The organism is Staphylococcus nepalensis (assembly GCF_002442935.1).
Classification (GTDB): domain Bacteria; phylum Bacillota; class Bacilli; order Staphylococcales; family Staphylococcaceae; genus Staphylococcus; species Staphylococcus nepalensis.
The window spans coordinates 1,171,844-1,191,940 of the sequence record NZ_CP017466.1 but is presented as its reverse complement, the minus strand read 5'-3'; the positions used below and the strand labels follow the sequence as shown (position 1 = coordinate 1,191,940).

General features: G+C 32.9%; 18 protein-coding genes, 2 tRNA genes and 1 rRNA gene. 4 read left to right on the top strand and 17 right to left on the bottom strand.

Annotated elements, in window-relative coordinates; all coding sequences use genetic code 11:
• Positions 1–191 precede the first annotated feature (191 nt).
• The 6 genes from BJG89_RS05500 to BJG89_RS05475 form a co-directional block, all read right to left on the bottom strand.
• A tRNA-Ala gene (locus tag BJG89_RS05500) sits at positions 192–267 on the bottom strand.
• 21 nt (positions 268–288) lie between these two features.
• Positions 289–365: transfer RNA gene (locus BJG89_RS05495), tRNA-Ile, on the bottom strand.
• Between the two features lie 104 nt (positions 366–469).
• Positions 470–2,022 (bottom strand): 16S ribosomal RNA (locus tag BJG89_RS05490).
• Positions 2,023–2,689: 667 nt separating this feature from the next.
• Positions 2,690–3,142, bottom strand: coding sequence for a peroxide-responsive transcriptional repressor PerR (gene perR, locus BJG89_RS05485; protein ID WP_096808978.1), 453 nt, complete (start codon positions 3,140–3,142; stop codon positions 2,690–2,692).
• Positions 3,143–3,236: 94 nt separating this feature from the next.
• Positions 3,237–4,187, bottom strand: a complete 951-nt coding sequence (locus BJG89_RS05480; protein WP_096808974.1) for a phosphoglycerate dehydrogenase — start codon at positions 4,185–4,187, stop codon at positions 3,237–3,239.
• A gap of 6 nt (positions 4,188–4,193) precedes the next feature.
• The gene (locus BJG89_RS05475) at positions 4,194–4,649 is read right to left on the bottom strand and encodes a peroxiredoxin (RefSeq protein WP_096808972.1); all 456 of its coding nucleotides are present in this window, start codon (positions 4,647–4,649) and stop codon (positions 4,194–4,196) included.
• 82 nt (positions 4,650–4,731) lie between these two features.
• Between BJG89_RS05475 and BJG89_RS05470 the strand changes: the two genes are divergently transcribed.
• Positions 4,732–6,021 carry a glutamate-1-semialdehyde 2,1-aminomutase gene (locus BJG89_RS05470; RefSeq protein ID WP_096808970.1) on the top strand — a complete coding sequence of 430 codons (1,290 nt, stop codon included), beginning with the start codon at positions 4,732–4,734 and terminating at the stop codon, positions 6,019–6,021.
• A 75-nt stretch (positions 6,022–6,096) separates the two neighbouring features.
• The gene (locus BJG89_RS05465; RefSeq protein WP_096808969.1) at positions 6,097–7,191 is read left to right on the top strand and encodes an FUSC family protein; all 1,095 of its coding nucleotides are present in this window, start codon (positions 6,097–6,099) and stop codon (positions 7,189–7,191) included.
• A 103-nt stretch (positions 7,192–7,294) separates the two neighbouring features.
• On the opposite strand, the gene BJG89_RS05460 is transcribed toward BJG89_RS05465, so the two are convergent.
• The 3 genes from BJG89_RS05460 to mutY form a co-directional block, all read right to left on the bottom strand.
• On the bottom strand, positions 7,295–9,031 hold the full coding sequence (locus tag BJG89_RS05460) for an ABC transporter ATP-binding protein (protein WP_096808967.1): 1,737 nt from the start codon (positions 9,029–9,031) through the stop codon (positions 7,295–7,297).
• A gap of 198 nt (positions 9,032–9,229) precedes the next feature.
• Positions 9,230–9,772 (bottom strand): nucleoside tri-diphosphate phosphatase, encoded by a 543-nt coding sequence (ntdP, locus tag BJG89_RS05455; protein ID WP_096808965.1) that lies wholly within the window; start codon positions 9,770–9,772, stop codon positions 9,230–9,232.
• A 66-nt stretch (positions 9,773–9,838) separates the two neighbouring features.
• Entirely contained in the window at positions 9,839–10,885 is a 1,047-nt protein-coding gene (gene mutY / locus BJG89_RS05450) for an A/G-specific adenine glycosylase (RefSeq protein WP_096808963.1), read from the bottom strand.
• Between the two features lie 123 nt (positions 10,886–11,008).
• Between mutY and BJG89_RS05445 the strand changes: the two genes are divergently transcribed.
• On the top strand, positions 11,009–11,986 hold the full coding sequence (locus BJG89_RS05445) for a metal-dependent hydrolase (protein ID WP_096808962.1): 978 nt from the start codon (positions 11,009–11,011) through the stop codon (positions 11,984–11,986).
• Between the two features lie 106 nt (positions 11,987–12,092).
• Here BJG89_RS05445 and BJG89_RS05440 read toward each other — a convergent pair whose 3' ends face one another.
• The 7 genes from BJG89_RS05440 to BJG89_RS05410 all read right to left on the bottom strand — a co-directional run bounded on the left by BJG89_RS05440 (position 12,093) and on the right by BJG89_RS05410 (position 17,948).
• Positions 12,093–12,947: a sugar ABC transporter permease gene (locus tag BJG89_RS05440; protein WP_182478045.1), complete on the bottom strand. Its 855-nt coding sequence runs from the start codon at positions 12,945–12,947 to the stop codon at positions 12,093–12,095.
• A 9-nt stretch (positions 12,948–12,956) separates the two neighbouring features.
• A complete protein-coding gene (locus BJG89_RS05435; RefSeq protein WP_096808960.1) occupies positions 12,957–14,489 on the bottom strand; it encodes an ATP-binding cassette domain-containing protein in 1,533 nt (510 codons plus the stop codon).
• Positions 14,490–14,504: 15 nt separating this feature from the next.
• Positions 14,505–14,819, bottom strand: a complete 315-nt coding sequence (locus BJG89_RS05430) for a YfhH family protein (RefSeq protein ID WP_096808958.1) — start codon at positions 14,817–14,819, stop codon at positions 14,505–14,507.
• On the bottom strand, positions 14,797–15,615 hold the full coding sequence (gene recX / locus BJG89_RS05425; protein ID WP_096808956.1) for a recombination regulator RecX: 819 nt from the start codon (positions 15,613–15,615) through the stop codon (positions 14,797–14,799). Before recX ends, BJG89_RS05430 begins: the two co-directional genes overlap by 23 nt.
• 445 nt (positions 15,616–16,060) lie before the next feature.
• A complete protein-coding gene (gene sgtB, locus BJG89_RS05420) occupies positions 16,061–16,873 on the bottom strand; it encodes a monofunctional peptidoglycan glycosyltransferase SgtB (RefSeq protein ID WP_096808954.1) in 813 nt (270 codons plus the stop codon).
• 297 nt (positions 16,874–17,170) lie between these two features.
• Positions 17,171–17,689, bottom strand: coding sequence for a type 1 glutamine amidotransferase domain-containing protein (locus BJG89_RS05415; RefSeq protein ID WP_096808952.1), 519 nt, complete (start codon positions 17,687–17,689; stop codon positions 17,171–17,173).
• 88 nt (positions 17,690–17,777) lie between these two features.
• Positions 17,778–17,948 carry an SE1561 family protein gene (locus BJG89_RS05410; protein ID WP_096808949.1) on the bottom strand — a complete coding sequence of 57 codons (171 nt, stop codon included), beginning with the start codon at positions 17,946–17,948 and terminating at the stop codon, positions 17,778–17,780.
• A 177-nt stretch (positions 17,949–18,125) separates the two neighbouring features.
• Here BJG89_RS05410 and yfkAB point away from each other — a divergent pair, with 177 nt between their 5' ends.
• Positions 18,126–19,286 (top strand): radical SAM/CxCxxxxC motif protein YfkAB, encoded by a 1,161-nt coding sequence (gene yfkAB / locus BJG89_RS05405; RefSeq protein ID WP_232165069.1) that lies wholly within the window; start codon positions 18,126–18,128, stop codon positions 19,284–19,286.
• A gap of 150 nt (positions 19,287–19,436) precedes the next feature.
• Here the strand turns inward: yfkAB and BJG89_RS05400 are convergent, their stop codons facing one another.
• Positions 19,437–19,958, bottom strand: coding sequence for an acyl-CoA thioesterase (locus BJG89_RS05400; RefSeq protein ID WP_096808945.1), 522 nt, complete (start codon positions 19,956–19,958; stop codon positions 19,437–19,439).
• Positions 19,959–20,097: the final 139 nt, after the last annotated feature.

The window sequence follows — 20,097 nt, the reverse complement described above, 5'->3', positions numbered from 1 at the left end:
TTGCTTTCCAACTCGACAACCGTCGGTTGAAAACCCAAAATGTTATTAATCTGTGAGTGTTCTTTCGAACACTAGCGATTATTTCTTTTTGAATTCAAGCTTATTTAAAACTCTTATTCACTCGGTTTTGCTTGGTAAAATCATAAATTTTACTTACTTATCTAGTTTTCAATGTACAAATATAAATTTTATGGTGGAGACTAGCGGGATCGAACCGCTGACCTCCTGCGTGCAAAGCAGGCGCTCTCCCAGCTGAGCTAAGCCCCCGAAATTCATATATAATTCTAATGGTGGGCCTAAGTGGACTCGAACCACCGACCTCACGCTTATCAGGCGTGCGCTCTAACCAGCTGAGCTATAGGCCCATTTCGATTTTTGAATACTCCAATGAGCATTCAAAACTGAATACAATATGTCAATGTTATTCCTTGTTCATCTTCTAAAGAAGATGTTCCGAATATATCCTTAGAAAGGAGGTGATCCAGCCGCACCTTCCGATACGGCTACCTTGTTACGACTTCACCCCAATCATTTGTCCCACCTTCGACGGCTAGCTCCATAAATGGTTACTCCACCGGCTTCGGGTGTTACAGACTCTCGTGGTGTGACGGGCGGTGTGTACAAGACCCGGGAACGTATTCACCGTAGCATGCTGATCTACGATTACTAGCGATTCCAGCTTCATGTAGTCGAGTTGCAGACTACAATCCGAACTGAGAACAACTTTATGGGATTTGCATGACCTCGCGGTTTAGCTGCCCTTTGTATTGTCCATTGTAGCACGTGTGTAGCCCAAATCATAAGGGGCATGATGATTTGACGTCATCCCCACCTTCCTCCGGTTTGTCACCGGCAGTCAACTTAGAGTGCCCAACTTAATGCTGGCAACTAAGCTTAAGGGTTGCGCTCGTTGCGGGACTTAACCCAACATCTCACGACACGAGCTGACGACAACCATGCACCACCTGTCACTTTGTCCCCCGAAGGGGAAGACTCTATCTCTAGAGTTGTCAAAGGATGTCAAGATTTGGTAAGGTTCTTCGCGTTGCTTCGAATTAAACCACATGCTCCACCGCTTGTGCGGGTCCCCGTCAATTCCTTTGAGTTTCAACCTTGCGGTCGTACTCCCCAGGCGGAGTGCTTAATGCGTTAGCTGCAGCACTAAGGGGCGGAAACCCCCTAACACTTAGCACTCATCGTTTACGGCGTGGACTACCAGGGTATCTAATCCTGTTTGATCCCCACGCTTTCGCACATCAGCGTCAGTTACAGACCAGAAAGTCGCCTTCGCCACTGGTGTTCCTCCATATCTCTGCGCATTTCACCGCTACACATGGAATTCCACTTTCCTCTTCTGCACTCAAGTTTCCCAGTTTCCAATGACCCTCCACGGTTGAGCCGTGGGCTTTCACATCAGACTTAAGAAACCGCCTACGCGCGCTTTACGCCCAATAATTCCGGATAACGCTTGCCACCTACGTATTACCGCGGCTGCTGGCACGTAGTTAGCCGTGGCTTTCTGATTAGGTACCGTCAAGACGTGCACAGTTACTTACACATTTGTTCTTCCCTAATAACAGAGTTTTACGATCCGAAGACCTTCATCACTCACGCGGCGTTGCTCCGTCAGGCTTTCGCCCATTGCGGAAGATTCCCTACTGCTGCCTCCCGTAGGAGTCTGGACCGTGTCTCAGTTCCAGTGTGGCCGATCACCCTCTCAGGTCGGCTACGTATCGTTGCCTTGGTAAGCCATTACCCCACCAACTAGCTAATACGGCGCGGGTCCATCTATAAGTGATAGCAAAACCATCTTTCACTTTAGAACCATGCGGTTCTAAATATTATCCGGCATTAGCCCCGGTTTCCCGGAGTTATTCCAGTCTTATAGGTAGGTTACCCACGTGTTACTCACCCGTCCGCCGCTAACGTCAAAGGAGCAAGCTCCTTATCTGTTCGCTCGACTTGCATGTATTAGGCACGCCGCCAGCGTTCATCCTGAGCCAGGATCAAACTCTCCATAAAAAATTATGATGTTTGATTAGCTCATAAAATACTAATTTGTGTTATCAATAACACGTTGTTTTTGAATCAACATTTAATGTTGAATTCGGAATTAACGTTGACATATTGCAATTCAGTTTTCAATGTTCATTGATGCGTTACAAGAATTAATTATAACATTAAGTTTTTGTTAAGTCAATAATAAATTTTGTTTATTTTTATTTAACTTTATTTCGTTTGTTAACTCAACATTTAATATTGTATAACCATTCAAAGGTTTTAACAAGTGTCAAATTTACACTTTGTAATATTTTTTTGTTTGGTTTGTTTTTGGTTGCCATCTCGTTTTGACGACTTTTATATAATATCAAGTTTAATCACAATCGTCAATTCAAATTCTAAATCTTTTTAGTTAAATTTTACCTTAGAGATAACTATTTATTTTTAATATGTATTAAAATATTAAAAAGTGTAAGTATTTTGATGAATTATAGGATGATTTTGAGTATATCCATTCAATTAAGTTTCCAAAATGGAAGTATATTGGAACCATTTAACTGCGCTTATAAATCAATTTACTTCTTTCATTTGTTGTCTCTTCTATATTATAGATAAGAAAAAGGCTTCGTTAATAAAACGAAGCCTCACACTTTAGTAAATTAATTTTTATAAATTTTAATCGATGCTATTATTTTTCATTATCTTGGCAATCTTTACATAAACCATAAATTTCCATACGGTGGTGCGTTACATCGAAGTTTGTTACGTGCTGAGCTAACTGTTCAACTTCATGGAGTTGTGGATAGTGGAAATCTACGATCTTGCCGCAATTTTCACATATAACATGATAGTGATTATGTGTGTTGAAGTCGAAACGGCTTGAAGCATCTCCATAAGGTAATTCTTTTACAATACCTATGCCTTTAAATACACGTAAGTTATTATATATAGTTGCAACACTTATATTTGGAAAATCAGGTGAAAGTGCTTGATAAATTTCATCAGCTGTTGGATGCGTTTCTGAAGCAATTAAAAACTTTAAAATGGCTTGTCTTTGTGGCGTTATTCTAATGCCATTATCTCTTAACGATGCTATTGAATCTTCTAATTGATGTTCAACTGTTTCCATCTCTGCACTCATTTCCCTCACCATCTTTCTATTTAATAATAATTATTACTTAATATTAATATAACGGTTGAGTTAAGGAAATGTCAATAACTAAAGCTCATTTCAATCAATATCCTGCTTGAGGGTTAACCACATTCTCAATTAGCTCACGGTTATTGAGAAAATATACTAGATTTCTTTGGAAAATATCAGTTACTTCTTCCTGATTTTCTATCCCATTCCCCGTAATGTGCGCTGTTATTGAAATGTTATCTAGGTTGTAGAGTTGATTATCTGGATTTAATGGTTCATTTTCAAACACGTCTAAATATGCATGTCTTATCAATTTGTCTTTTAAAACGTTAGCTATAATATTTTCATCCACGATAGTGCCTCTGCCTACATTAATAAACAATGCAGTATCTTTCATCGCCTCGAAATGGCTTCTTTGAAGTAAATGAATCGTATCTTTTGTTTCCGGTAATGTGTTTACAACAATATCCGCTTCAGGTAGAGCTGATGTCAACTCATCAATCGCATATACTTGTGAAAAACCGTCTACTGAATGTCCTGAAGTATTGACGCCTTGAACAATTACATCCATTGCATTTGCTATTTTCGCTGTTTTTTGTGCAATACTACCTGTTCCTAAAAATAAAACTTTTTGTCCACTAACTCTTTTACCAGTTAATTTAGAGTCATAATATTTATGTTTTTGATTAATGAAAGAAGTGCTCATATACTTATAATCGTCTAAAATAAAAGCTATGATGAATTCGGACATTTGTTTAGCGTGCACACCCTTCCCATTAGTAAGTAATATGTTTTGGTTATCAATGTACTCTAATGGTAGCTTATTAACCCCAGTGGAATACCAAGCTAGCCACTTTAAATTTGGACATTCCTCTAAGAATGTTTGATCTATTGCACTATCATATCCAAATAAAATATCTAGATCTTTTTTATCGTTATCATTTATTTCCGAAATACCACTCGTAAATACAAAATTTACATTTGGAAAAGTATCAACTAAATCTCCTTCTAATCCATCCAATCGTTTTAAACTGACAGCCTTCATCTAATCTCACCCCAAAATAGCTTTTAGTTCTTCCATTTGTGATTTTACTTTAACCTTTTCAATTACATCTATAATAATACCATTTTCATCTAAGACAAATGTAGTTCTTACTATCCCCATAGATTCTTTACCAAAAGATTTTTTTAATTGATACACACCAACTTCATTAGATAATTGATAATCCTCGTCTATCAGCAAATCAAAATTCAAGTTAAGTTTATTGCTAAAATTTTGGTGTTTTTTCTTTGTATCTCCACTGATACCATATACTTGTGTATCAAGTTTATTAAAATAAGATAAATTATCTCTAAAATCACATGCTTCTGTAGTACAAGTTGGCGTATTATCTCTAGGATAGAAGTAAATTACTGCTTTACTTCCTTTAAGCGTTTCATTAGAAATAATGTCCCCATTTTGATTTTCTAGTTTGAATTTGGGAAATTGATCTCCTTTTTTTAACAAATAACTCACCCTATTTCTTTTTAATATTAATTATATGATACGATAATAAACGAAAATATTAAATTAAAAGAGGTTGATATTAATGAAATTTACTGAAAGTGAAAGACTTCAAAATTTTTCAAATGAATATATATTAGGTGGCGTCAATTCGCCTTCTCGTTCATATAAAGCTGTAGGAGGTGGTGCTCCAGTAATGATGCAATCTGGAGAAGGCGCTTATCTATATGATGTAGATGGAAATAAGTATATTGATTATTTACAAGCATACGGCCCAATTATAACTGGTCATGCGCATCCTCATATTACAAAAGCAATTCAAGACCAAGCTGCACTGGGTGTTTTATATGGTACACCTACAGAGTTGGAAATAGACTTTGCCAAAAAATTACGCGATGCAATTCCTTCATTAGAAAAAATTCGTTTTGTAAACTCAGGGACAGAAGCTGTGATGACAACCATACGTGTAGCCCGCGCATATACTAGAAGAAATAAAATAATCAAATTTTCAGGTCAATATCACGGTCACTCAGACCTAGTATTAGTAGCAGCTGGCAGTGGACCTTCCCAATTAGGTTCTCCTGATTCAGCAGGTGTGCCTCAAAGCGTTGCGCAAGAAGTTATCACAGTACCTTATAATGATATCGACGCATATAAAGAAGCTATTAATTATTGGGGGGATGACATTGCGGCAGTTTTAGTGGAACCGATTGTTGGAAATTTTGGTATGGTCAAACCTAAACAAGGTTTTTTAGAACAAGTAAATGAAATCACACATAATAATGGAAGTTTAGTAATTTATGACGAGGTCATTACTGCCTTTCGTTTCCATTATGGTGGTGCGCAAGATCTTTACAAAGTTTACCCCGATTTGACTGCTTTTGGGAAAATTATCGGCGGTGGCTTGCCAATAGGCGGTTATGGCGGCAAACAAGAGATAATGGAACAAGTCGCACCATTAGGTCCTGCATATCAAGCTGGAACGATGGCTGGTAATCCATTATCGATGAAAGCAGGTATTGCTTTATTGGAAGTATTAGAACAAGAAGGCATATATGAACATCTCAACGATTTAGGACAACACTTAGAGGAAGGCTTGAATGAACTAATTCAAAAACACCATATAACTGCAACTGTTAATAGAGTATATGGTGCATTGACGCTTTACTTCACAAATGAAGTTGTCACACATTATGACCAAGCTGAAAATTCAGATGGAGAAGCGTTTGCTAAATTCTTCAAACTCATGTTACATCAAGGAATTAACCTTGCACCATCCAAATTTGAAGCATGGTTTTTAACAACTGAACACACTAAAAAAGATATAGATCAAACATTAGCAGCTGTAGATTATGCATTCAGTCAAATGAAATAAACTTGAATTTTATAGGGAATCGTTGTATAACAAGTATAAACATTATTTTATTAAATATACGAAGGAGCGGTACATTTGAAATTAGGAGCACGTATTCTGAAGACAGGTATAGCTATTATACTTGCTTTGTTTATCGCTTCTCTGTTCCCTGATGAAGCAGGATTAAAAGCAATCGCTGCAGTCAGTGCGGTAATCGCGATGCAACCAAGTGTTTTTCGTTCCATTAAAACAATTTCAGAAAGAGCAATTGGTAACCTCATAGGTGCATTACTTGCAGTTGTTATGGTTACAGTTTTTGGTAATAATCCAGTAATCATGGGTGTTACCGTTATACTATTAATTGCCATTTTATTCCGTTTTAATTTGGAACATGTAGCTACACTTGCAAGTATAACTGCATTAATAATTATGGGAACACATACTGGTAACTTTTATGTTTCTGCATTTTACAGATTTGTACTTGTTATGGTAGGTGTAATTAGTTCTTCTGCAGTTAATCTTTTATTTTTACCCCCTAAATTTGAGTCGAAAATTTACTATAACGCTTTGAATATTTGTTCAGACATATTTGTATGGTTCAAACTTGTTTTAAATGACACATCTGAATATCATCATATCAAAGAAGATAGAGGCCTAATTAGCAAACGTATTTCGAAGTTAGAGCAAACATTTGAGTATTATGAAGAGGAAAGACCTTGGACTAAAAAGCAAATGTACGCACAAAACAGAAAAAAAATACTCTTCAAGCAAGTTGTTCGAAGTACACGTCAAGCTTATGATGTATTAAAACGAATGAATCGATACCAAAATGATCTTCATAATTTAAATAATGAATTACTACTACAAATTAAATTAGAGATTGATTTGCTAATCGCTTATCATGAACAAATTTTTATCAGTCTTTCAAAAAAAGCACGTTACGACGTTAGCCACTTCGACAGTCAAATTGAGAATCCGCAAAAAAAAGATTTAATGGATGCCTTTCAACGTGAAATTATCAAAGATCCTTACCAAACAACATATTCTTTCGCTAATATCATGCAGATTATTTCATCCATAGAAGAATATCGTTATACTTTAGAACATTTAGATCGGTTAGTTATTAGTTTCTTTTCTTATCATCAAAATGATAATGAAATTGAAATTGAAGAAGAAGATTTCGATTTATAAATAAAAAGAGGCCGGACGTCATATTGTCCTAGCCTCTTTTTTATTATTACTGGCGTTGTCTCAAAAAGCAACACAATAGATTTTTTGCTCACTTTTCTACCTATTATAAATTTTGAATACTATATAGGTGTTCATACGTTCCGTTTTTAGCTAATAACTCTTGATGCGTACCACTTTCTACTATCTCACCATTTTCAATAACTACTATTTTATCTGCATGTGTAATTGTAGATAATCTATGCGCGACAATCAATGTAGTACGATTTTCACTTAAGATATTCAATGCTTCTTGAATAATAGATTCGCTTTCTAAATCTAGTGCACTCGTCGCTTCATCTAATATAATAATGGGTGGATTATTAAGGAAAATACGTGCTATAGAAATACGTTGTTTCTGGCCACCAGAAAGTTTAACGCCTCTTTCTCCAACTTCTGTATCATACCCTTCTGATAATTCCATAATAAAATCATGTGCGTTAGCCATTTTTGCAGCAGTAATGACTTCCTGGTCTGTAGCATTCGGTCTACCTAATAAGATATTTTCTTTAATCGTATCTGAGAATAAAATATTATCTTGCTGAACTAACCCAATTTGATGTCTTAAACTACCAGTTAAATATGATTTAATATTAGTACCATCTATTTTAATTTCACCATCTGTTACATCGTAAAATCTTGGGATGAGATTAATCAGCGTAGATTTACCTCCACCACTCATACCAACAAAAGCGACAGTTTCGCCCTCTTCAATATCTAAATTAATATGATTTAATATAGTAGATTCTTCATTATTGTATTTGAAACTAACATCATTAATTTCAATACGCCCTTCTTTAATCTCTAAAGGTAAAGCACCCTTTTTATTTTTAATATCATAACCTTCGTCCATCAATTGGAAAACACGGTCCATAGACGCAAAACTTTGAGTTAATGTAGTAAATGAAGAAACTAGTCTACGTAAAGGGCCGAAGAGTTGTTCAAGATAACCGACAAATGCAGCTAGTGTCCCTACTGTAATAGACCCATTGATAGCTAAAACAGCGCCTGAGCCTATAATGATAAGTGGTCCTAAATCTGTTACTGTATTAATCGCTGAAAAAGAATAGGCATTCCATCGTGTATGTGTAAAGGCACGCTGTAAAAAATTACTGTTATGTTTATCAAAATTAGCTGCTTCGTTATCTTCGATAGCAAAACTTTTAATAACTGACATACCTTGTACACGTTCATGTAAAAAGCCTTGTACTTCTGCTAATGCTTGAGATCTTTTTCTTGTTAAGTTTCTTAAGCGTCCAAAGAAGAAATACACTGTTAAAATATATATTGGGAAAATAATGATTGCTGCTAATGTTAATTTCACATCTAAAACAAACATAATAGATAAAGCGATAACGATAGTGATACAGTCAAGCCAAATATTCATTAACCCTGTTAAAATAAAATCTTTGGTCTGCTCAACATCATTAATCACTCTTGAAATAACTTGGCCCGCTTGATTATTAGCATAAAATCTTGAGCTCAAAGCTTGCAAATGGTTATATAACTTTTTACGAATGTCATATAAAATTTTATTACTCGTCCATTGCGCTAAGTATTGTCTTAAAAATTCTATCGGTGGTCTAACAATCACAAAAATGAATATTGCTATACCTAATGCAATTGCTAATCTTGTAAATTTTTCTTCAATAGTGATTGCCCCATTATTAATAATGTTATCAATAACATATTTAATTAATAATGGAATCAGCATTGGAATACCAAATTTTAATATACCAACAAGTATAGTGGCAATGATCCGCCATTTATATGGTCTTACGAATTGTAAATATCTGCGAATCATATAACTTACTCCTCCCTGCTTATTTCAGCAAATGAAACAGCCTTCGTTGAATTTCAACAAGGCTGTTAATACAATTTATCTTTGACTAGGTGATTATTATCGTGCATTTGCTGTGATTTTCAAAATTAAATAATTATTTTGTATTGTTTATACCTATCTAACTATATACGATAAATCACTTAAATACATTAAATCTGCTTAATAATCTCTAATCTTTTTAAATCTTTCACGCCAGACTTTAATAAAATCTGGAGCAAAGGGCCCCTTTTTCTGTTCGATCCATTGTTGTAGAATATCTACATTTCTTCTTAAAATAATATCAATATCAGAAGAATAATTCATTTGCTTCATATGTTGCTCATATTCATCTTCATCTAAAAGATGATATTTACCATTAGGATAGACTTTAATATCTAAATCGTAATCAATGTATTTCAAAGCTTCCTCGTCGCATACAAATGGTGAGGATAAATTACAATAATAATAAACGCCATCTTCCCTAAACATACAAATAACATTAAACCAGTACTCAGAATGGAAATACACAATTGCTGGTTCTCTTGTAATCCATGTGCGATTATCACTTTCTGTTACTAATGTATGGTCATTGCCACCAATGACTACATGATCCGTACCCTTTAAAATAGTCGTTTCAGACCAAACACGATGTATATTACCATCATGTTTATAACTTTGAATTTTTATTGTCTGACCTTCTTTAGGTATGGATTCTTTCACCATGCTCCACACCACCTTTTCTTATTTCACACATTGAATTATAACATAATTATGCTTAACAGAACGACCCTAACTGTTGGTTATCAAAAATTTATATATTTTGGACATACTTACTGGAAAATTATAATTCTCCCTATCTTCTAATTTCATCCATACCATATTTTCAGATAAAGTAACTTCTTGTGGATTAACTTGGGTTTTTGCTAAGTACACGTTGATATCCCAAGTTATATGCGTAAATTGGTGTTTCAATGAATAAACAGGTTTATGTTGAAACTGAATATTCGTTGATAATTGTGCGTTTACACTTTCATCACCTGTAGCTTCAAACATTGGGAATTCCCACATATTGTTTAACAGCCTTTGTGTTCGTTTTTCAATAAGATAAGCGCCGTCTGTGTTTTTTATAATATACACATTTTGTTTTATATGTTTTTTCTTCACTTGTGTAGTTTTCACCGGTAATTGTTCAACTGTTCCTTGTTCAAAAGCTTCGCAATGTGCTTGAACGGGACAAAATAAACACAATGCGTTTTTTGGAGTACAGATTAACGCACCTAATTCCATCATAGCCTGATTAAAAGTACCAGCCTTTTCTTGAACATAAGGCGCTAACTCATTTTCAAAAGCTTTTCTTGTAGATTGTAATTTAATATCTCGATCATCATTATTTAGCCTAGACCAAACCCTAAAAACATTACCGTCAACAGTTGCTAATGGCTTATTGAAAGCAATACTCATTACAGCTGCTTGAGTATAAGGTCCTACGCCTTTAAGTTTTCCAAAAAGTTGCGGATCATCTGGGACTTCCCCATTATAAGATTCATAGACATCTTTTATAGCGGTATGAAAATTACGTGCTCTACTATAATAACCAAGCCCTTCCCAATATTTAAGTACTTCATCTTCGTGAGCTTTGCTCAATTCATAAATAGTCGGGAACCTACTAATAAATTTGTGATAGTAATCAATTACAGTTTTAACTTGTGTTTGTTGTAACATAACTTCACTTAACCAAATATAATACGGATTAGTGGTTTCTCTCCATGGCATTTGACGTTGATTTTCTTCAAACCATGTAACGAGATTATTTTTAAATTGCGATTTATTTAACATGTTATACATCTCTTTCTATGCGTCATTCTAAAACTTTTTTTCTTAATTTTAGTATGTTAATTTTATTATTTAGTATATTAGATTATAATAGATATAATATCGAAATGAAATGAGAGGATACTTATGGATACAGGTACGCATATTGTCATGGGTATCGGTTTAACAGCTTTAGCAACACAAGACCCTGCAATGACCGGTTCATTTGCAGCTACAGCCACCACATTAATTATTGGTTCTTTGATACCTGATAGTGACACAGTTTTAAAGCTTAAAGATAATGCCACTTATATATCAAACCATAGAGGGATAACACATTCAATACCTTTTACAATTTTATGGCCGTTACTTATAACTTTATTTATATTTACGTTTTTTAAAAATATTGATACTGGCCATATTTGGTTGTGGGCACAGCTTGCAGTATTTCTTCATGTTTTTGTAGATATATTTAATTCTTATGGTACTCAAGCGCTTAGACCAATTACAAATAAATGGATTCAACTCAGTGTAATTAATACGTTTGATCCAATCATTTTCTCCTTGTTATGTATTGGTATCATACTTTGGATAATAGGTTTACATCCTTACATTTCATTCTTCCCTATTGTTGGAATACTCGTTGTCTATTATATTATTCGCTTTAGAATGCAAGCAATAATTAAGCAACAAGCATTAAAACAAATTAAACAAGAGCATAACCCAGTCAAAGTTTTCGTTGCGCCTACAATGCGTTTTATGGAATGGCGTGTAGCTATTCAAACAGAAGCATATGATTATGTGGGGCGTAGTTACGGCCGCAATATCGTTTTTAGTGATAAATCAAAACGTCATTCATTTCCAAGTAACGATTTAATGAAGTATGTAAAAGACGATAAAAATATCAAAACATTTCTTAACTTTTCATCTATCTATCGTTGGCAAACAAGAAAATTGGATGATGATACAACGGAAATTAGATTAATTGATTTACGTTATTTAAAAAATGGACATTATTCTTTCGTAGCGATTGCTCATTTAGATGAATGTATGAATATTGATCATTCTTATATCGGTTGGGTATTCAGTGAAGATAAATTACAAAAAAAATTATTTGCAAAGTAAACGTTATAAATTAAAAAAATAGGAAGTAATCATGTACTATATCATTGATTACTTCCTATTTTTTAATCTTTTATTAGCGTAAACTGAACTAAATAAAATCAGTTTTCTAATGTTTTTTCATGTCTTTAGATGTTTCAATATGCCCATTCTCTATTTCGTTTGTTGTACTGTTTTCTTTAGATTGATTCATTATTGGAGCAAAAAATCGGAATTTTTTGTATGCTGTTATTCTATACATTGCAAATATCATAATACAAACTGTTGCTACAAAAAATAGGTAATAGAAATGATAGGGGACATTATTCAAACTTAATGCGCCTAAAACGACAGATTGTGAAATACCATCAACGAGATAAAATAATGGGTTTAGCATTAAAATATGAGTGAATAATGTTGAATAACTTGACGGTATGAAAATAATCGGTACAATAAAAAACATTATAAATGATAGGACATACATTATCATATCTACATTTTTTCTAATGACTGTAAATAAACCAATCAGTGTGGAAGTTATCACTACAAAGATTGTAGACATGACCACAAAATACAATGCAGATGGTATAGAACTTTCAATATTTACTGGAGTCATAAAGATAATGAACATTAGTGCAATAAACATTAAGAGATTAGAAATAACAGCTATAACAATATTTTGAAATATTGGGTTTAAATTATACAGTTTAGTAGTAAAATATTCTTTTTTAAACAAATGAACGCTGTGATAAATTGCCATCCAAATAAATATGAAACTTGTTAAAGCTGCTAATCTAAAATAGCCTCGAGCTTGTTTTATTTCTTCTGTACCATTTATTTTAAAAATAAACATTAATAACCATAATAAAAGGATGCTTACAACAAAAGGTATTACAAACCATTTCCATTGTCCTTTTAAGCGATGAAACAAATGTTTACTTAAATATGGTGTGTTTTTATAAAAATTAATTATATTATCTATCATTTACTACACCTACAATTCAATATATATCCATTTATTATTTTTGAAGTCTGCCATAAAATAACCTTCGTCTGATTTAGTTATCCAAAAATTATTATCTATATTAAACTTATTTTTTAATTTTTCCTTATCTTTCATTGGGATAGTAAAACCTGCTAGTTTATTTTGGTCATTAAATATCATTGTTATTGGCTGTTGCGTAATTGGCACAATAAAACGATTATTTCCACCTGCTTCTGGTACAAGTGAATCTGTCACAGTACTATGTTTTTTATGTAAGTGACTATTATAAAATTCATAGTAATTGCTATAATTATTACTCATAAATGGTGCAAGTGATTTACCACTGTGTTCCTCAAATAACCCAGCTGGGTCAAAATAACGTATATCTTTTTTACTAACTTTATAAGACTGGTTATCAACAGTAACTTTATAACTTTTACTGTTTTCCCCAGTAATTGTAATAAAAGCATATTTAGTCGCTTTTAAATCTTTATCACTTTCCATGTTTTCAAGTTTGATTGAATCGTCTAAAACAATGCCATAAGCTAGTTTTTCTTCATAAGGATTTTTCGATTGATTTTGTATAGAAGCTTGGTCTTCGTTCTGACCAATTTTAATTTTCCCTATATCGTTAAACATTAACAACGCCGTTAAAACCATTCCTAAAATAAAAATACTAACCCATATCCAAATTCTTACTAGAACAACAGGGGGTTTGACGTGATTATATCTATCTACACGTTTGAAGTTATAGGTTAATTCAGGTGTACGTGTTCTATTTTCTTTCCAATCTAGATCAAAATTCTTTTTTTCATCATCTGTTTTTAAAGAATTTCTATCTCTTTCATGATCTTTAAATAGAGGGATAACTTGTTTAATGGAGCCTTCCATTCTAAATTGTCCATGAGAAATCCAAGCTATATAATTACTTGCTTTTGTAATTCTTTCTACATTGTCATCTATCATAACAATGGTTAAATTATTGTTTATGTATTCATTTGATAGCTCAATTGCTTTTTCAAAATATTCATCAGTTAAATTTTGCAGTATTTTATTAAAAATAATAATATTTGCTTTCGAAGTGCGAGAAAGCGTAAAAAGTAAACGCGCATAAGCTTCATCTGAGAGTTCACATATAGGTGTATCGCTTTGTTCTTCTATATGAGCATATTTTAAAACCTGTTCGACTTTATGAGTATTTGTTTTATAAGGAAATAATGTGACTGCATGTGATACATAATCTACCACTGAAATATCTTGCAAATATTTATCATCTATATCTGCATAAAACACATCCATTTTGCGAATAACTTTCCCCTTATCAGGCTTAACTTCACCGCTTAATATACGTCCTATAAGTGATTTTGAAGAACCAGGTTCACCAATAATGCCTAATGATTCACCTTGATAGATATGTAAGTTAATATTATTCAATTCTATATTCTCTGCATCATAACCAAAAGGCTGATACCATTTTTTTGACTTTTTATCTCTATAATAGTGCGTTACATTAAGTAACTTTAAAATAATTGAACTACCCATGCTATCTTCATCCTTCTACAGTTTTAATAATGCTAGAGGCAAACCTTCTTCTGGTTCTGAACTATTAATTCTGAACCCCCATGCAAAAACGCCTTTAAGCCGTTCTACCTTAAAATAATTTCCAGTTCCGTCATTTAATTGATATATTTTACCAAGTTCTACTTTATTTCTATCTATTAAATAACTCTCAGCTATAATGGCTTTACTAGCATATACATCATACTCATTATATATACCGTTCATTTCTGCTTTACGCATTTGTTCTTTATACCCTTGAATTTCATGACGTAATTCTATTTCGCTCATTTCACTCAATTTCTTCCGTTCCATCTTCTATACCACTCTCTTCTAGTTTAGATTTTATTTTATCATATTGGTAACCTTTTCTCATAAGCGTTTCAATTGTTTTATTAATTATTTTTTTACCTGAATATTTTTTTGAAAATTTATTATACGCTTTCTCTAACTCATCTTGTAGCAATATATCTAATGTTTCTTCGGATTGTGAGAAATCCAACGCTTCTATAACTAGATTAATGGTGTCAAACGTATAACCCTTTTGCATTAGAGATTGTGTTAGTTTTTCTTTTCGTTTTATTTGAGGGCCTTTCTTCTGTTTTAAAATTTTTTTAGCTACTTTTAAAATGTCATCTAACGGCTGTTCCTCAATATAAATAAGCGCATATTCATCAATTAATTTTTGTTCGATACCAGCTTGATGCAATTTTTGTTTGAAAATCTCAGGACCTTTGTCTGTCGTTAAAATCATCGTATTTTTCAAACTATTAGCATAATCTTTATGATCTATTAGTTTTTGTTTATGACAGTATTCTAAAACATTTGCAATAACAGGTTCAGATATATCTTTTTTAGATAAATGTTGCGCTACTTCGTGTTCAGTTCTTTTTCTATAAGATAAATACTGAATAGCTATATTGATAGCTTGTCTATATTGTTCATAGTTTTGAATTTTTTCCATATCTTGTGCTTCAACTATTTGGTCTTTTTTGAGGTTGAAATAGACAAAAGTATCAATATCGATACCCATTTCAAATTCATCATCTAAATATAAATTAAAACGTTCTTTATTATTTTTTTGTACTTCAATTTTTGTGATTTTCGGCATTGTATTCACTCCACTTATAAGAATAACTTATATCGATTATGAATGGAATTATAGTGGTTTTTATATTTAAACATCTACTGAAAAATATGTACCTTAATTAAATTATAACATTAAAAAGAAGCGGAACAGAAATCACTTTTCTCAAAAAATGGTTTCGTTGTCCCGCTCCATTAAGGATGGCTAAAAAAGAATAACGTACTGGAGCCTTACATTAAGAGAGGCTCATCTGCACAGTGGATTAAATGAGCTAAAATCCAAATCAAATCATAAATAGTACCAAGAATTAATGAGGACATATGAGTCAAACCACATGGATACACGGTGCTTTAGCATAAATAGCGTTAAAACGGATTGATATAAATTTTTCCTTTATTGTCATTTGATCTGATGCAAATACTAGAAATCAAAACATTACTTACGCTTCAATTCAGAACACCTATGCTATTTATACACCTAACTCTAATAAAGCATTTTTATATTGATCATTAGAGATATACCCCTGTTGTTTCATCTTTTCTAAATCTATCTTTACTCGGTTTATAAAATTGTTTGACATGTCATTAATATTATAAACACTGGGTGCGTTAATTTTACTTGCTAATATAGCACTTTGTAATACTGAAATTTGAGGCAAATTTTGATTATTTTTATCTGTAGTGACTCCAAAATAATAATTTGCGGCTGCTTCAACTGAATAATTATCACTTCCAAAGAATATATTATTCACATAAAAACTGAGTATTTCATCTTTGCTGTACGCTTTTTCAACACGATGTGCAACAAATAATTCTTTGAGTTTACGTGTTATCGATTGTTCATTATCATAAAAATAATTTTTTACTACCTGCTGTGTAATTGTACTTCCACCTTGTACATTTCTATCGCTCAAAGTAGAGAAAATAGCACGTGATGTTCCCTTAATATCAAATCCATGATGCTTATAATATCGTTCATCTTCCATAGCTATAAAAGCGCCTTTAGTATAATCTGGCATATTAGATACAGAAACAAAAGTATCTTTATCTTCAATATTTTGCAAATCATCAACGTCTGCTCGAGACGATAACGCATACATAGCACCTATAAAAATGCCTACTATAACTAATAGTAGAATTAGGAGTTTAAAAAACAGCCCTTTTCCTCTTTTTGTCTTTTGTGATTTTGTGACTGGTTGAAAATAAGTATTGTATTGAGGTTCATTTACAGTATGAGTTTGGGATTTTTTGTGTGTTTGCTTATAACGATCGCTTCTTTTCATGCGGTAGCTCCTTTATATTGCTCTCATATCATTATAAGTGAGTTTATCAATTGTTGGAATTTTTATCTATAGTAAATAGTAAAAATCAGTCCAAGGGTGTATGAGTATATCGTTTTAAGGTTTTATAATAAATAGTTTACTCATCTTTAGGTATATTAACATGACACGCTATTACTTATAAATTACATTTATCAATGAAACGCCTAAGAGACAACAAAAAAGTTAACTCATTCATATAATGAGTTAACTTCTAATTCTAAACTATCTATTCAAACGAATGTTGCTTAATTTAATAAATTAAGCGTTTAGTTGATCTACAATTGCTTTATTAAAATCATCTAAATCGTCGGGTGTACGACTTGTAACAATATTATTATCGACTACTACAGATTCATCGACAACTTGAGCACCTGCATTAGCAAGATCTTTACGAACGTTTAACACCGCTGTTAACGTTCTGCCATTTAGATCATCAGTATCAATTAATATTTGTGGTCCATGGCAAATTGCGAATGTTGGAACATCATTTTTAGTGAAGTATTTAGCAAATGTACCGTATCTACCTTCTGAATCACCACGTAAATGGTCAGGTGAGAAACCGCCTGGTATTAATAAAGCATCATAGTCTTCTGCTTTAGCATCAGCAATACTTACATCTACTGTTTCTTTTGCACCGTGTTTACCTACCACTTCACTATTAGCCTCGTTACCAATAATAACTGTTTCATGTCCTGCTTCTTCAATTGCTTCTTTTGGACTTGTTAATTCCACATCTTCAAATTCATTAGTTACAATAATTGCTACTTTTTTAGCCATGAATTATCACCTTTCTCTATTTGCGTTCTATAAAGTGTTTAGACTAAAATTTAAATTTTAAACATATCTGATTGAATTTCGTTAACTATTAATCTGACGTATGAGATACTGTCTTAACTTTTTCTTCTAATTGATCCAACAAACCAATCCATTCATCTATATCTTCTACTTTAACTTCATCAGGGTTCACATGATCAATATCATCAATAAATTTCTCTAATCTTTTCTTAATTTGATCAATTGTTTGATTTTCATCCATAATATTTGTAACTCCTTTTTTTCATATATTCTTATATTAACATGGATTTGACAAATTTTGGTAATGTCTGAATAATATTAAACTGAAATAAAAACATCACGTTTTAGAAATGATGATACACATAGTTACGGATCACTTTCCTAATCACAACGAAACCATTATAAAAGGATGTTAAAAATGACTAGTTCAAACTCTGCTTTACCTCATTTTAAAAAGCCTATATCTATATCTCACGACCCTTGGGAAGCCTATAATGACTTTTCAGAACATAATCAATTAACATTAAGTAATATTGAATTTACAACCACCAATTTATGCAATATGCGTTGCAGCCATTGTGCAGTAGGTTATACGCTACAAACTTCAGACCCTACGCCATTGCCAATGGATTTAATTTATCGTCGATTAGACGAAGTGCCCAATTTAAAAACGATATCCATAACCGGTGGCGAACCTATGTTTTCAAAAAAATCTATTAAAAATGTAGTTAAACCCCTGTTGAAATATGCTTTTGACCGTGGCATATATGTACAAATGAATTCTAACCTAATATTGTCATTAGATAGGTATCTAGAGATTGCTGAATATATAGATGTAATGCATATCTCTCACAATTGGGGAAGAATTGATACGTTTACTGAAGTGGGTTTTGGTGCTATGCAAAAACAACCACCTTTAAAAGCAAAGCTAAAGTTATATGATCAAATGTTATTAAACACTCGTACACTTTCCGAACAAGGTATGTTTATATCAGCAGAAACCATGTTAAATAAAAGTACACAACCTCACTTAAATAAAATACATAATGAAATTGTTTATGATATGAAATGTCAGAGACATGAAATACATCCGATGTATCCTGCTGATTTTGCAAGTCAACTAGAAGTACTATCATTGAGAGAAATAAAAGAAACTATACATTATCTTTTAGATCATCGTCATCCAGGTACATGGATGCTTTTCGGGACGCTACCAATTTATCCTTGTATTAGGGATGAGGAGGACCAAGCCCTACTTCAAAAGCTTAGAAATGCTCAAAACGTTTCATTGAGAAATGATCCAGATGGGAGAAATAGACTAAACGTCAACGTATTTACTGGTAATATTATTGTCACAGATTTTGGGGATGAAAACGGCACGCTATCTAATATTAAAAATGACAAACTAACAGATGTATTTAGCACATGGCTAAAATCGCCCTTAGCTCAATCCATCAACTGCCATTGCGCTCAATTTAGTTGTTTAGGTCCCAATATACTTGTTAAAAATATGTATTACCCTCAATCAGATTTTAAAGAAAATGAATCAAACATGCGTCGTATATATACTATGGATTAAATAAAGCTGCAATTCAATAAGTTAAATAAAGAGAGCATATCATTTGAAATGTCATAACCTAATCCATCACTCATGACATTTAACTTGATATACTCTCTTTGTTTGTAAGCAATTCGCTTTTATATGTAACTCTCACGGATTTAATACACTTCATTCTATATGTTGTACATTAGCTAAAAATTCAATTGTCTCTTTACTTTCTTGTCTTCTTTCTTTGCGGCGTTTCACCCTTGCTAATGCTGTTTCATGAAACCATGTTTCTGTTTTTGTTTCTGGATAGACTTGTGGCACAGATATTGGTTTGCCAACATCATTCAATGCAACAAATGTTAAAAAGCTAAGTGCTGCTAAATGTCTTTCATTTTTCAATACATCTTCAATTGTAATTTGCACACAAACCTCCATCGAAGAAGTACCTGCATATGACACCATAGCTTCATATGAGACAACGTCTCCTGTTTTGATTGGTTTTAAAAAATCTACGGAGTCTGTAGATGCAGTCACAACTTGTGCATTACTATGTTTCATTGCGGTAATCGCAGCGATTTCATCTATATTTGCCATAAGCATCCCACCAAACATAGTATGATGATGATTAGTGTCTTGTGGAAATACTTGTCTTGTTTTAATGCTTCTAGATTTTGACATTGCTTTACTATTAGTAGTTCCCATAAAATAACCCTTCCCCTTTTAAAAGCTTAGATAAAACGTATTAAATGAAAGGAGTGGGACAGAAATCGCATTTTTCTTAAACAATTTCATTGTCCCGCTCCAGCAAGCATGAGTAGAAAAAGAATACAAGCGTTAAGAC